At 75.5% G+C, this 13125-nt stretch carries 10 protein-coding genes; 9 read left to right on the top strand and 1 reads right to left on the bottom strand.

Translation table 11 applies throughout. The features are described 5' to 3' along the window. The first annotated feature begins 168 nt into the window (after positions 1-168). From BJP40_RS24200 to BJP40_RS24175, 6 genes are all read left to right on the top strand, one after another. Complete coding sequence (locus BJP40_RS24200; RefSeq protein ID WP_071282332.1) at positions 169-993, top strand: AfsR/SARP family transcriptional regulator; 825 nt, start codon at positions 169-171, stop codon at positions 991-993. Between the two features lie 220 nt (positions 994-1213). Then, positions 1214-1678 (top strand): group II truncated hemoglobin, encoded by a 465-nt coding sequence (locus BJP40_RS24195; protein ID WP_071272691.1) that lies wholly within the window; start codon positions 1214-1216, stop codon positions 1676-1678. Positions 1679-2189: 511 nt separating this feature from the next. Further along, a complete protein-coding gene (locus tag BJP40_RS24190) occupies positions 2190-3416 on the top strand; it encodes a Cmx/CmrA family chloramphenicol efflux MFS transporter (RefSeq protein WP_071282330.1) in 1227 nt (408 codons plus the stop codon). 42 nt (positions 3417-3458) lie between these two features. Next, the gene (locus BJP40_RS24185; RefSeq protein ID WP_071282328.1) at positions 3459-4208 is read left to right on the top strand and encodes a methyltransferase; all 750 of its coding nucleotides are present in this window, start codon (positions 3459-3461) and stop codon (positions 4206-4208) included. Positions 4209-4278: 70 nt separating this feature from the next. Then, a complete protein-coding gene (locus tag BJP40_RS24180; protein WP_079171419.1) occupies positions 4279-5736 on the top strand; it encodes an FAD-binding oxidoreductase in 1458 nt (485 codons plus the stop codon). Positions 5737-5952: 216 nt separating this feature from the next. Next, positions 5953-6360 carry a RidA family protein gene (locus BJP40_RS24175; RefSeq protein WP_071282326.1) on the top strand — a complete coding sequence of 136 codons (408 nt, stop codon included), beginning with the start codon at positions 5953-5955 and terminating at the stop codon, positions 6358-6360. A 162-nt stretch (positions 6361-6522) separates the two neighbouring features. Here the strand turns inward: BJP40_RS24175 and BJP40_RS24170 are convergent, their stop codons facing one another. Next, complete coding sequence (locus tag BJP40_RS24170) at positions 6523-7116, bottom strand: flavoprotein (RefSeq protein ID WP_226962389.1); 594 nt, start codon at positions 7114-7116, stop codon at positions 6523-6525. 308 nt (positions 7117-7424) lie between these two features. On the opposite strand from BJP40_RS24170, the gene BJP40_RS24165 reads away from it, so the two are divergent. From BJP40_RS24165 to BJP40_RS24155, 3 genes are read left to right on the top strand one after another with little or no spacing between them, the layout of a single operon-like run. After that, entirely contained in the window at positions 7425-10703 is a 3279-nt protein-coding gene (locus BJP40_RS24165; RefSeq protein ID WP_071282322.1) for a non-ribosomal peptide synthetase, read from the top strand. Next, positions 10700-12352: a GMC family oxidoreductase gene (locus tag BJP40_RS24160; RefSeq protein ID WP_071282321.1), complete on the top strand. Its 1653-nt coding sequence runs from the start codon at positions 10700-10702 to the stop codon at positions 12350-12352. The genes BJP40_RS24165 and BJP40_RS24160 overlap by 4 nt, the downstream gene beginning before the upstream one ends. 5 nt (positions 12353-12357) lie before the next feature. Further along, the gene (locus BJP40_RS24155; RefSeq protein WP_226962390.1) at positions 12358-13122 is read left to right on the top strand and encodes a thioesterase II family protein; all 765 of its coding nucleotides are present in this window, start codon (positions 12358-12360) and stop codon (positions 13120-13122) included. Positions 13123-13125: the final 3 nt, after the last annotated feature.

Here is a 13125-nt window from a genome sequence, read left to right as displayed (position 1 = left end):
ATTCCCCCTTCCCGGGCCTCCTCCCCCGCCGCTTCCCCCGATTCTTCGGTCAGTCCTACGGTGCCACCGTATTGAGGCCGCCGCGCCGCCCTCCTAGGTTCCTTCCCGGACAGCCGGAAGGCACCGGGAAAAACCCGGACCGGCCCGGGCGAGTCACGGAGGAAGCGTGTGAAGATTCAGGTTCTGGGCCCGCTCCACGCCGAGGCGGGCGGACACCCCGCCGTCCCCACCGCGGGCAAGACCCGGCAGGTGCTCGCCCTTCTCGCACTCCACCCCGGCCAGGTCGTCCCCGTGGCCGCGCTGCGGGACGAGATCTGGGGCTCCCGGCCACCCCGCAGCGCGCACACGACCCTGCAGACCTACGTCCTCCGGCTGCGCCGCTGCCTGGCCGCCGCCCTCGGTCCGGACGGTGCGGTACGGGCGCGGCAACTGCTCGCCACCGGCCACGGCGGCTACCTGCTGCGGGCCGAGCCCGACGGCGTCGACGCCTTCGCGTACCAGCGCGCGGCGCGGGCGGGGCACGCCGCCTTCGAGGACGGCGACAGCGAGCGCGCGGCGCGCCTGCTGCGTGAGGCGCTGGCGCTGTGGCGGGGGCCCGCGCTGGTCGACGTCCGGGCCGGGTCCGCGCTGCGGATCCAGGTGGTGCGGCTGGAGGAGAGCCGGCTGCTGGCCGTGGAACGGCGCGTCGACGCGGAGCTCAGGCTCGGCCTGCACCGCCGGCTGCTCGCCGAGCTGCGCGAGCTGACGGAGCGCCATCCGCGTGACGAGCGGCTGCACGCGCAGGCCATGGTGGCGTTCTACCGGTCCGGTCGGCAGGCAGCCGCCCTGGAGCTGTACCGCAAGCTGCGCCGCGGTCTGGTCGAGGAGCTCGGCATCGAGCCGTCCCCGCAGCTCCAGCGGCTGCACCAGGCGGTGCTGTCCGTCGATCCGCGGCTCGACGTGGTCGCGCAGGGCGGCCGTCCGACCCCGACCTTCGACCTGTACGCGGCCTGACCGGAGCCGGCCCCGGCCGCGGTCCGGCCGCCCGGTCCGCCGCGGCGGGGCCGCTGCTCGGGGCCCGCGCGGCAGCCGTGGCTGCACGCCTCCGGCCCGCGCCGCACCGCATCGCACCTGCCCGCACCCGAGACGCGGCGGACCGCGCCGGAGCCCGGCCGCCCGCCCCGCATCCGACGGGGTCCCCCGACCCGAGCCGACCGAGAGGTGACGTGACACAGTGACGGACCGGATCCCGACCATGTACGAGTGGGCCGGAGGCGCCGAGGCGCTGGGACGGCTCACCGAGGAGTTCTACTCCCGCGTGCGCAAGGACCCGCTGCTGGCCCCGCTCTTCGCCCACATGGCGGAGGACCACCCGCAGCACGTCGCCGTGTTCCTCGGCGAGGTGCTCGGCGGCCCGGAGCGCTACACCGAGCAGCACGGCGGTTACCCCCACATGCTGTCCCGGCACCGCGGACGGGCCATCCGGCCCGAGCAGCGCGCCCGCTGGGTGGAGCTGATGCTGGAGGCCATGGACGTGGCGGGGCTGCCCGACGACGCGGAGTTCCGCTCGGCGTTCGTGGGCTACATCGAGTTCGGTTCGCGCCGCGCGATGGCCAACTCCCAGCGCGGCGCGCCTCCTTCGTCCCGTACCACGATCAAGAAGTGGGGCTGGGGCGAGGCGCTGCCGGGCGACGACTGAACCGGCGGCCTTCCCGGGATCGGCAACAAAGGTGGTGCGTCCGCCCCGGCGGGTTCCAGCATGGGGCCGGCGGCGGCCACCACGGTCCCGGGGAGCCTCACACGGGGTCGGGTCCGCCGGAGGACGGCCGGCTCGGCGCGCACGTCGCGCCCCGGGCCGCTTCCGGACGGGCCCCGGTGCCCGCCCCGCGCCCGGCCGTGCCCCGACCTCACCCGGCCTCGCCCCGACCCGTGGCCGGCCGCCCCGGCACCCGCCCTGATCCCGCTCACCCGAGCCACCCGAACGAGGAGTTCCCCATGCGTCAACCTGCCGCAGGGCCGGCGAGTGGCGTCGTCGCGCCCGCCCGCCCCGCGCGGGCCTGCCCCGCGCAGCCCCGCCGTGTGCAGACCCGCCGTGCACCCGTCCGCCCCGCGCAGCCCCGCCCCGGGCACGTCCGTCCCCCGCGTCCGCGCCCGGCGCAGTCCCGTCCCGTGCGGTCGACCGCCCTCGTGCCGGCGGGAGGTCACGTCCGATGAGCGTCGAGACCGAGCCGAAGGCACCGGCCTCCGGCGGCACCCGCGGGAGTCTGCCGCTCGCGGTCTACCTGCTCGCGTTCAGCCTGTTCGCCATGGGCAGCGCCGAGTTCCTGCTCGCCGGTGTCCTTCCGGCCATCGCGGACGACCTGGACATCACGCTGTCCTCCGCGGGCGCGCTGATCTCGGCGTTCGCCGTCGGTGTCGTCATCGGCGGCCCGCCGCTGGCCGTGCTGACCCTGCGCTGGCCGCGGCGGACCACCCTGGTGGTCTCGCAGGCCCTGTTCGCCGCCGCCGTGGCGGTCGGCCTGGTGACCGACAGCTACGCCGTGCTGCTCGCGACCCGCTTCCTGTGCGGCCTCGCCTACGCCGGGTACTGGGCGGTGGCCGCGGTCACCGCGATCAGCCTCGTCACCCCCGACCGCACCGCCCGCGCCTCCGGCGTGGTGGTCAGCGGCCTGAGCATCGCCATGGTCGGCGGCGGCCCGGCCGGCGCGCTGATCAGCCACTTCACCGGCTGGCGCGGCGGGTTCTGGGCGGTGGTCGCCCTCACCGCGGTGGGCGCGGTGCTGACCCTGGTCGCCGTGCCGGCGACCCGGGCGGCCGAGGAGCCGAGCGTCCGGCGGGAACTGCGCACCATGCGGCAGCCCCAGCTGTGGGTGGTCTACGCCGCCACCCTGCTCAGCACCGCCGCGTACATGATCACGTACAACTACCTGGCCGCCTTCCTCACCGACGTCACCGGGGTGCCCGCCGTGTGGGTGCCCGGCATCCTGGTGCTGTTCGGTGTCGGCGCCTTCGTCGGCCTGTCCATCGGCGGCCGGATCGCCGACGGGCGCCCGCACCACGCGCTGCTGATCGGGGCCGCCGGCATCCTCGTCACCTCGGTCCTGCTCGCGGTGCTCGCCGGGCATCCCGTGGCCGTCGTGCCCCTGGTGCTGCTGCTCGGCGTGGCGGGCTTCGTGCTGAACCCGGCGATCTACGGGCGGGTCTTCACCGTCGCGGCGCAGGCACCCACCCTGGCCGGGGCCACCGCCGTCTCCATGTTCCAGCTCGGCATCAGCATCGTGCCGGTGCTCGCGGGCATCGCCCTGGGCGCCGGTGCCGGGCTGACGTCCGTGGCCTGGCTCGGCGCGGGCCTGGCCGCCCTCACCGTCCCGGTGGTGCTCCTCGACCGGAGGATGGCCCGCAGCCGGGCGCAGGACCCCCGACCCGCCGGGAGCTGACGCACCGGCGCCACCCCGCCCCCGCCCCGCAGGGAGGACCGCATGGACAACGAGCTCGGCTACGCACTGGGCACGTGGACCCTGGCGCAGATCCGGGACCCCGACCGGCCGCAGCAGGCGGTGTTCTCCCTGCTGGGACGGGAGTGGGAGCTGCTGCCCGACGTGTTCCCGCCGTACACGGACCCCGGCCCCGGCCTGTTCGCCTCCTGGGTGCCGTACGTGGAGGGCGCCCGCTTCCTGGAGATGGGCTGTGGGGCGGGCGTCGCCTCCGTGGTCGCCGCCCTGCGGGGCTGCGGGCGCGTGGTGGCGCTGGACGTCAACCCGGCGGCGGTGGAGAACACCCGCCGCAACGCCGTACGGCACGGGGTCGCCGACCGGGTGACGGCCGCGACCAGCGACCTGTTCGACGCGCTGGACCCCGGCGAGGGCTTCGACACGGTGTTCTGGAACGCCCCGTTCATCGAGGCGCCCGAGGCCCGGCCCTACGGCGGGGACATCGAGCGGGCCGTCTTCGACCCCGGGTACGGGCTGCAACGCAGGTTCTTCCGCGGGGCGGCGGCCCGCCTCGCGGACGGCGGGCGCGTCTACCTGGGCACCAGCGACGCGATGGGCAACCCGCGCAAGACGCTGCGGGCCGCCGCGGACGCGGGATTCACGGGCCGCAGGTACCGCTCGGAGTCCGTCGCCCTGCCGGCGGCGGACCTCGGGGACTCCCCGGTGGTGCGGGCCCACGCCGACGGCCGCGGAACGGTCGGCATGGACTACACCCTGTACGAGTTCCGGCGCCGCTGAGCACGTACCGCCCCTGACCGATGTCACTGCTGATGCCGGCGGCACCCGAGCGCCGGAAGAGGGGAACGCGATGAACGCCAACGGGAACGCGGACCGCACCGGATTCGATGCGGTCGTCGTCGGCAACGGAGCCGTGGGGCTCTCGCTGGCCTGGGTCCTGGCGCGGCGAGGGCAGCGGGTCGCGGTGCTGGGCCGGCCGCACCGCCCCTGGGCCGGTTCGGCCGCCGCCGGCGCCATGCTGGGCTGCTTCGGCGAGGTCACCACCTCCCTGCTGGCCACTCCGCACGGCAGGGCCAAGCTGGAGCTGGGCATCGAGGCGACCCGGCGATGGCCGCGGTGGCTGGAGGAGCTGGAGGACCACGGCGAGGGCTCCGCCGTCAGGACCGCCGAGGGCACCACCGTCATCCTCAACGCCATTGGCACGGCCGAGATCGACGACGCCAACTACCAGGCCATCCGCACCGAACTCACCCGCTACGAAGAGCCGTTCGAGGACGTCGAGCCGTCCGACCTCGACTGGGTCGACGCCGAACCGATCTCCCGCCCGCTCAAGGCGTTCCACATACCCGGCGAGCACGCGGTGAACGCCGCCGCCCTGCTGGAACGGCTGGAGTCGGCGGTGGTCCGGGCGGGCGGCACCCTCGTCGCCGAGGAGGCGACCCGGGTGGTGCACCGCGCCGGGCGGGCCACCGGGGTCGTCCTCGCCACCGGCAGGGAACTCGGCGCCGACCACGTGGTGCTGGCTGCCGGAGTCCGCACCCAGGACCTCCTGGACACCCTGCCCGTGGGCCCGCGCATCCCGCGCCTCGTCAGCGGCTACGGCGTCTCGTCCCTCGTCAGGACGGTCGACGGCACGACTCCCGGCAGCGTCGTCCGGACGCCCAACCGCTCCTTCGCCTGCGGACTGCACGTGGTGCCGCGGGCCGACGGGCACGTCTACCTCGGCGCCACCAACGTCATCTCCGCAGAGCCCCGCGACACCGCCGAGATGCGGGACCTCGTCTTCCTGCTGCAGTGCGCCCACCGCCAGGTGCGCCGCACCCTGTGGAACAGCGACGTCGCCAAGGTCCAGGTGGGGAACCGCCCCGTCTCCGTGGACGCCTTCCCGCTGCTCGGCGGGGGCGGCATGGACGGACTGTGGATCATGACCGGCACGTACCGGGACGGCCTGCACCTGTCGCCGCTCCTCGCGGAGGAGTTCGCGGCGCGGATCCTGGGCGAGGAGCCCCGCGCGGACCTGGAGCGCTTCACGCCTGTGCGGCGGCCCATCCAGGCGTGGAGCCGCGAGCAGACCGTGGACGTCCTGGTGGACCACCAGATGGGCATCGGCTACGAGCAGGACTGGACGATCCCCGTGGAGTGGCACGGCTGGATCGAGACGGACCTGCGCCCCGCCACCCTCGCCTGGGCGGAGCAGCTCGACCCCGAGTTCACTCCCCCGCCCGAGCTGCTCTTCGCGTCCCGCTTCGACCCGGAACTCGTCAGTCTCCTGCGGAAGTACTACGCCACCTGCCGCGAGCACCACTGACCACGACCCGGCCCGCAACGGCACGACCCGCGGGGCCCGAGCCGGTCGGACGGGGCCGGTGCGACCGGCATGACCGGTGGGACCGGTACGGCGCGGGCCGCCCGGCACGACCGGTGCGGGTCGCCGGGGCCTCCACCGACCGCCCCTGCCGCACCCCCGCACGCTGCGGCACCACCCGACACGACCCTGCACGACCGACCGAGAGAGGACAGAGCCTTGGCTGTGGAGACGATCGACCCGTCCGGACTGCCCAAGCCCGACGGATGGCGGCAGCTCGCCGTCGGCACCGGAAGCCGCGTGGTGTTCCTGAGCGGCCAGGTCGCGCGCACCGCCGCCGGTGAACCGGTGGGGACGGGAGACCTGGCGGCGCAGACCGAGCAGGCGTACCTGAACATCGCCACCGGGCTGGCCGCGGCCGGCGCCACCTTCGACGACGTGCTGCGGCTCACCATGTACGTCGTCGACTGGTCCCTGCCCAAGTGGGCGGAGGTCACCGCGGGCGCCCGGCGGGCCGCCGCCCGGCTCGGTGCCGACGTGGTCCGCCCCACCACGCTCATCGGGGTCGCCACCCTGGCGGAACCGGACTTCCTCATCGAGATCGAGGCCACGGCCATCGTCGCCTGACGGCGGGCCGCGGACGCGGAACACCGTCAGGCGCAGGAACACGGGACGCGCCGCCCCGGACTCCGGGGTGGCGCGTCCGCGACCGGTGCGCCTCGCCGCGGCGGGCGCACGAGAGCGGCTCCCGGCCGGACCCACCGGCCGGGAGCCGTCGTCTTCCGCCCCCTACCGCGGGGGCCGCCGGGCCGCGAGCAGGTCGCCGATCAGCTTGGCCACCGCGTCCGGCGCGGGCAGGGACGGGTGGCGGCCGGCGGTGCCGGTGGTGGGGTCGAAGCTGTCGTGCCACTCCGGCTCGTTCACGAGGTGCCCGTCCTCACGGATCCGCGCGATGTTGCGCTGCACGGCCGGCTTCTGCCACATCCGGGCCCCCATCACCGGGAAGTACACGACAGGGCAGTCGACCGACAGCGCCACCGTCATCAGCCGGTTGGGGGCGGCACCGGCCGCTGCCGAGGCGAGGGTGTGGGCGGTGGCGGGCAGCACCGCGAGGATGTCGTGGTCGGCGGCCAGTCGGGACGGCTTGTCGGTCGGCCAGTCCGCCGGGGATTCCCCGCTCACCACCCGTTCGGCGAACAGGGCGACGCTTTCCGGGGGGAGGAACGAGGTCGCGGTGTGCGTCATCAGCACGGTGCAGCTGCTGCCCGGGATGTGCCGGCGCATCGCCTCGACGTACGACGGGAGTCGGGTCACCGTAAGGGAACCGGTGGCGCCGATGAGTATGCGTTTCCCGGCCGTCTCCGGGGAGTTCTCCATTCCCATGCTCCGATGATGTCGCCGCCTTCCCGCCGCAGGTCAAGGGCGTCGGGGACGGTTCCGGCGAGAGTCCGGTGCGGGTCCAGCGGAAATCGAGCGCCGCCGCGCCACCGACGGGTGTGCAGGGCCGTAATTCTTCGGTCGCCCCTTCGGTGGGACCGTATTGAGACCCGGTGCGGCCGCCGCCTAGCGTCCCCTTTCCGTAAGGCGATGGTGCGTGACGCGACGGCCCCTGGAGCGATTTCTCCTGAGGCGGGCCTCGTGAGGCGATGAGACCACCCGTCAAGTATTCCGACACCAGGGGGCGGACGTCGATGGAAGACCTTTTCGCCGAGTTGCGGAACCGGGCCGGCGGCCCCGGACCGGACGGCGGCAGGCTGCCGGACCTGAAACCACAGCCGGAGCGGCGCCGTGAGCCGTTCCCGCTGACCGACATCCAACAGGCGTACCTGATCGGCCGGCACAAGGGGCTTGAGCTGGGCGGCGTCTCCAGCCAGTACTACCTGGAGTGGGACTGCCCGGCTCTCGACGTGGAGCGGCTGTCCGGGGCCCTCGGGAAGGCGGTCGCCCGGCACGAGGCGCTGCGCACGGTGGCCGGGGCGGACGGGACGCAGCGGATCCTCGCCGCGGACGAGGTCGGGCCGTGCCGCGTCGGCACCGCGGATCTGCGGGGCCTGACCGACGAGGAGCGGGCGGCCGCGCTGGAACGGGTCCGCACCGAGCTGACGGAACAGGTGCTGCCGGTGGACCGGGCGCCGCAGCTGGACGCCCACGCGTCCCTGCTCGACGGCGGCCGGATGCGGCTGCACCTCGCCGTGGACCTGCTCTTCGTCGACCTGCCGAGCCTGTTCCGGCTGCTGGCGGAGTGGCGCCGGTCCTACGACGATCCGGCGTGGCGGCCGGCGCCCCTCTCCCTGTCGTTCCGCGACTACGTGCTGGCGCAGGAGGACCTGCGGGGTGACGGCCCCGGCAGGGAGGCGGCGGCGTACTGGGCGGACCGCCTCGACACGCTGCCGCCGGCGCCGGAGCTGCCGCTGGCGGTGGCGCCGGAGCAGCTCGGCACGCCCCGGTTCGTGCGGCACCGCAGGGAGCTGGCCCCGGAGCGCTGGGCCGCTCTGCGGGCGGCGGCCGCACGGCACGGGCTCACCCCGTCGGGGGTGCTGCTCGCGGCCTACGCGGAGGTGGTGCGGACGTGGTCGCGGCGGCAGGCGTTCACGCTGACGGTCACCCGGTTCCACCGGCTGGGGCTGCATCCGCAGGTCGGGGAGATCCTCGGCGACTTCCTGTCGCCGGGGCTGCTCGCGGTCGGCGGCCGGCCCGGGGAGACGTTCGCGCGGCGGGCCCGGAACCTCCAGGAGCGGGCCCTGGCGGACCTGGCGCACTGCGCGCACAGCGGGATCCGGGTGCTGCGGGACCTCGCCCGCCGCAGGGACGACGGCCGGGCGTCGATGCCGGTGGTCTTCTCCAGCACGCTCGGCGGCGGGGACGGCGCGCCGGGCGCGGAGGCGTTGGAGTCGTTCGGGGAGCTGGTCCACGTCCACAGCCGCACCCCGCAGGTGTGGCTGGAGAACCAGGTGCTGGAGCTGGACGGCAGGCTCGCCGTGCACTGGAACGCGGTGCGGGGCCTGTTTCCCGACGGGATGGTCGAGGACATGCTCGACGCGTACGCGGCGCTGCTGGACCGGCTGGTGGACGATCCGTCGGTGTGGGAGGCGGTGCGCGGTGTCGTGCCGCTGCCGGCGGCGCAGGCGGAGGAGCGGGAGCGGGCCAACGCCACGGCGGAGGACATCCCCGCGGCGCTGCTGCACGAGCTGGTGGCCGAGGCGGCCCGGCGGCGCCCCGACGCGGTGGCGGTGGTCACGCCGGGCGAGGAGACCACGTACCGCGAGCTGACCGGGACGGCGCACCGGATCGCGCACCGGCTGCTGCGCGTCCCGGGGACCGGGGCGGGCGGGATCGTCGCGGTGTCGATGCGTCCGGGTGCCGGTCAGATCGCGGCGCTGCTCGGTGTGCTGCACGCGGGCGCGGCGTACGTGGCGGTCGACCCGGAGCTGCCGGAGGAGCGGCGGCTGCGGCTGCTGGCGCGCTGCTCCGTACGGGCCGGGGTGACGGAGCCGGAGCTGCGCGACGCGCTGGCCTGGCCGGCGGGCGTGGAGGTGGTGACGCCGCGGGACGCGGCCGTGCGGGAGTGCCCGGCGGAGGCGCCGGAGCGGCGGCAGGGCGTCGACGACCTCGCGTACGTGATCTTCACGTCGGGTTCCACGGGTGAGCCGAAGGGCGTGATGATCACGCATCGGAGCGCGGCCAACACCGTGCAGGACGTCAACCGGCGGTTCGCCGTCGGGGAGGACGACCGGGTGCTGGCGCTCGCCCCGGCCGGCTTCGACCTGTCGGTGTACGACGTGTTCGGGGTGCTGGGCGCCGGCGGTGCCGTCGTGGTGCCGGCCGCGGACCGCGCCGGCGACCCGGCGCACTGGTCGCAGCTCGTCGGGCGGTACGGGGTGACCGTGTGGAACAGCGTGCCCGCGCCGATGCGCGTGTGGGTGGAGTCGCTCGGCGACGGCGGGGTGCCGCGCGGCTGCCGGCTGCGGCTGGCGCTGCTGAGCGGCGACTGGATCCCGGTGGACCTGCCGGACCGGCTCCGGGAGAAGCTGCCCGCGCTGCGGGTGGTCAGCCTGGGCGGTGCCACGGAGGGCTCGATCTGGTCGATCCACCACCCGGTGGAGGCGGTGCGGCCGGAGTGGTCGAGCATCCCCTACGGGAAGCCGCTGGCCAACCAGACGATGCACGTGGTCAACGAGTGGTTCGAGCCGTCGCCGGTCGGGGTGACCGGGGAGATCCACATCGGCGGTGTCGGCGTGGCCCGGGGGTATCTGGGTGACCCGGAGCGGACCGCCGAGCGGTTCCCCGTGCACCCGGTCACCGGTGAGCGGGTCTACCGGACCGGTGATCTGGGCCGCTACCTGCCCGGCGGTGACATCGAGATCCTGGGGCGCGAGGACTTCCAGGTGAAGATCAACGGCTACCGGGTGGAGCTCGGGGAGATCGAGGCGGCCCTGTTGCGGCAGCCGGGGGTGCGGACGGCGCTCGTCACGGCGCCCGCCCACGCCCGTACGGGGCAGCGGCAGATCGCGGCGTACGTGGTGCCCGAGCCCGGCGCGGACCCGGACCCGGTGGCGCTGCGGGAGGCGCTGGCGGCGCTGCTGCCCGGCTACATGGTGCCGAGCCGGTTCCTGCCGCTGGAGGCGCTGCCGCTCACGGTGAACGGGAAGGTCGACCACCGGGCGCTGCCCGCGCCGTGGAACGACGACGCGGAGGGCGGCGACGCCCGGGTGGCGCCGCGCAGCGGCCTGGAGGAGCGGCTGTTCGCGCTGTGGTCGCGGCAGCTCGGGCACGCCGACTTCGGTGTGGAGGAGGGCTTCTTCGACATCGGCGGCGACTCGCTGCACGCCGTCGGCCTGCTCGCCCTGCTGCGGGCGGAGTTCGGCGTCGGCGCCGACGCGGAGCAGGAGATGGTGGAGGCGCTGTTCATGAACGCGTCGATCGCCTCGTTCGCCGGGCTCGTGGCGTCCGCCGAGGGGGCCGCGGCATGACCGGCGCGGACCGCACCACCTGGGAGTACGTGGTGGTGGGGGCGGGTTCGGCGGGCGCGGTGACCGCCGCGCGGCTGGCCGCCCGCGACTCCGGGGGCGTCCTGCTGCTGGAGGCCGGCGGTGACCAGCCGCGGCCCCGGGACCGGGCGCACCCGCTCGCGGACGCGGGGCGGCTGGTGCTGGAGGGCTACAACTGGGACTACCGGGCGAACCTGCGGACCAGCAGCCGGCTGGAGGACCTGCTCGCGGGCCGTGTCCGGGAGCAGGGCGGTCCGAGGCCCGGGGCGCCCGCCGGTGCCCGCTCCCGGGCGGGGGCCGCGCGGGCCCTGTGGGAGAGGTTCCCGTACCAGCTGGGGAAGGTCGTGGGCGGCGGCTCCGCCGTCAACGGGGCCATCGCGCTGCGGGGGCTGCCCCGCGACTTCGCGGCCTGGGCGGCGTACGGCAACCCGGACTGGTCGTGGGAGCGGGTGCTGCCGTTCTACAAGGACGTCGAGAACGACGCGGACTTCCCGGGCCGGCTGCACGGCGACAGCGGCCCGCTGCCGGTCCGCCGGCCCCCGCGGGAGCGGGTGCACCCGCTGGACGCGGCCTTCTGGGAGGAGTGCGTGCGGCAGGGCGTCCCCGACGTCGCGGACCTCAACGCGGGCGGGGAGGCGGGTGTCGGCCCGATCCCGGGCAACGCGGTGGACGGGGAGCGCGTGGACGCCGCGACCGCGTTCCTGGGCGGCGCCCTCGACCTGCCGCACCTGTGCCTGCGCACCTGCTCGCGGGTCACGCGGGTGCTGTTCGACCGGAACCGGGCCGTCGGGGTGGAGGTGGAGGCCGGTGGCCGGCTCGCCGAGGTGCGGGCGCGGCACGTGGTGCTCGCCGCCGGGGCCGTCGGCACGCCCGCCCTGCTCCAGCGCTCGGGCGTCGGCGACGCGGCGCTGCTGCGGCGCCTCGGGATCACGCCCGTGGTGCACCTGCCCGGTGTGGGACGGGGCCTGGTGGACCACCCGTCGGTGGTCATCTGGTCGCGGCCGGCCGACGGGGTGTGCACGCCGGGGCTGCCGTGGCGGCAGGTCGCGGCGCGGATGAGCAGCGGCTACGACGACGACGTGGACGTGCAGGTGGGGCTGCTCAACAACGTGGAGAGCCGCACCATTCCCGGTTTCGTGGACCGTCTCGGCTGGCCCCTGGTCGTGGGGATGTCGGTGATGCTGCTGCGGCCGCGTTCCCGTGGCCGGGTGTTCCTCGAACGCGCCGACCCGTCCGCCGCGCCCGTCATCGAGCTGGGCCTCGGCGCGGACGGCGAGGACGTGGAGCGGCTGTGCCACGGGGTGCGCCGCGCCTGGGGGTTCCTGCGGTCCCCCGGCCTGGCGGGCCGGCTGACGCGGACCCAGTTCTGGAGCGACCGGATGGTCGCCCACGACGGGGTGGTGCGCAGCGGTGTGCGGAACATCATGAACCCGGGCTGGCACGCGGCGGGTTCGGCCCGCATGGGCCCGGCGGACGACCCGTGGGCGGTCGCCGACCAGGAGGGCCGGGTGCACGGCGCGGAGCACCTGCGGATCGCCGACGCGTCGCTGTTCCCGGCCATCCCGAGCGCCCCCACCAACCTGACCACGCTGATGCTGGCCGAGAAGCTGGCCCGCGGCACGAAGGAGTGAGGCCCGTGATCGTGCGACCCGCAGCCGGTGCGCCCGTGCTGCTGTACTGCTTCCCGCACGCGGGGGCGACCTCGCTGGTGTACCGGTCGTGGCAGCCGTTGGGCGAGCCGCACCTGCTGGTCCGCGGCGTGGACGCGCCGGGCCGGGGGACCCGCCGCCGGGAGCCCAGGGCGTCCGGCTTCCACGCGCTGGTGCGGGCGATGGCCGCGCAGGTGGCGGCCGATCTGCTGGCCTGCCGGGAGCGCCGGCCCGGGGTGCGCTGGGCCGTGTTCGGGCACAGCTTCGGGGCGACGACGGGCCTGGCGGTGGCCGCGGCGGTCGCCGAGCGGGCCGGCGTGGCGCCGGTGCGCGCGGTGCTGTCCGGGGCGGTGCCGCCGCGGCTCCAGCGGGCGGGTGGCCTCGCGTCACTGCCCGACGAGGAGGTGCTGGCGCGCGCGGCAGCCGACGGGGGGACGCCTCCCGCGGTGCTGGCCGATCCCACGGTGAGCCGCATCCTGGTGCGGATGCTGCGTGAGGACGACGCCGTGCGGGGCGAGTTCGCCGAGGAGGCGGCGGGGCTGCGAGTGGACTTCCCGCTGACGCTGATCGCGGCGCGGCAGGACGTGCACGCCCCGCCGGGGAAGGTCTGGGCGTGGTCGGCGCACAGCAGCGCCCCCAGTCGCCGCGTGGAGATCGGCGGCGGGCACTTCGCGGCCGTGCAGCGGCCCAGGGACACGCTGTCGGTCGTCGCCGACGACGTCCTGGCCGTCACCGTCGTCGGGGAGGGGTGAGGG

It is taken from the genome of Streptomyces sp. CC53, from assembly GCF_001865245.1.
Classification (GTDB): domain Bacteria; phylum Actinomycetota; class Actinomycetes; order Streptomycetales; family Streptomycetaceae; genus Streptomyces.
Note: the sequence above shows the minus strand (reverse complement) of the source record. Positions and strands in the feature narration are given on the sequence as shown.